Source organism: Pseudoalteromonas phenolica (assembly GCF_005886345.1).
GTDB lineage: Bacteria > Pseudomonadota > Gammaproteobacteria > Enterobacterales > Alteromonadaceae > Pseudoalteromonas > Pseudoalteromonas phenolica_A.
This window is the reverse complement of sequence record NZ_PNEC01000093.1, coordinates 1-872: the sequence shown is the minus strand read 5'-3', so window position 1 is coordinate 872 and position 872 is coordinate 1. Positions and strand designations below refer to the sequence as shown.

Below are 872 nucleotides of genomic sequence, written 5' to 3'. Positions count from 1 at the left end.
ATGCAAGACCTGACCCCATTATTTTATAATAGCACTGTTCAGGCTTAACAGGTTTTAAAAGAACTTAACTTTAAGTCACTTTAGTAGAGTATAACTCGCAGACATCAAATGTTATTTAATGTAAACAGCGGTTTATCTACGTATCCCTTCTAGGTAGAATGATTTTTAGTAAATTATATAAGTTTCTTAAATAGGATGTTGAGATGAATCTAAAAGCAATGGGCTTAGTATTATTCAGTGCATTACATGTCAGTGGCTGCGGTAGTGATGCCCACGCTGGAAACGAGATAGAAACCCCACCAGTTGATGGCGGAGAAAATACTTGTACAGGGTTTGGCTCACCTTATATAAATGTATTTATTAGAGAGTCATTGAACAGTGATGTACTGATTGAAAATGCATCTGTACGAGTGGTGATGGAAAGTGAAAATGAAGAAAGCACTGTGGAGCCAGAGTTTATTTCGTCAGATGATCGCAATGAGGATACAAAAACTGGCGCGTACCATGCAATATTAGAACATAATAACTTAGCATTTGATGTGAGTATTGTGGTGTTCGCTGAGGAATATCACCCATTTGTGACTAAAAAAATTAATTTTGAAGTGAATACAGGGTGTGATGCCGCTAATGATCTATCCTATGATGTTTATCTTTGTCCCATAGGTACAACTTGTTTGTAAAATGATGAGTTTTAAGCAGGAGCGCTATTGTTTTAGCAAGGCTAAAAATAGGTATGCGACCAGACAAGTCAAACAGACATGACCAATCAAATCGGTAAGATAAGACCAAACATGAAAAAGCCCTAGCATAAATGCTAAGGCTTTAAAGAGAGTAACCAGTTTACTATCTCACTGATATTGCACAATGCAAGA

General features: G+C 36.7%; 1 protein-coding gene. It reads left to right on the top strand.

From position 1 onward, the window contains the following. The first annotated feature begins 203 nt into the window (after positions 1-203). Positions 204-680: a hypothetical protein gene (locus CWB72_RS20155; protein ID WP_138635191.1), complete on the top strand. Its 477-nt coding sequence runs from the start codon at positions 204-206 to the stop codon at positions 678-680. The last annotated feature ends 192 nt before the right edge of the window (positions 681-872 follow it).

Coding starts and splice junctions, on each gene's coding strand:
- CWB72_RS20155 (WP_138635191.1), top strand. CDS start 204: ATGAATCTAAAAGCAATGGGCTTAGTATTATTCAGTGCATTACATGTC.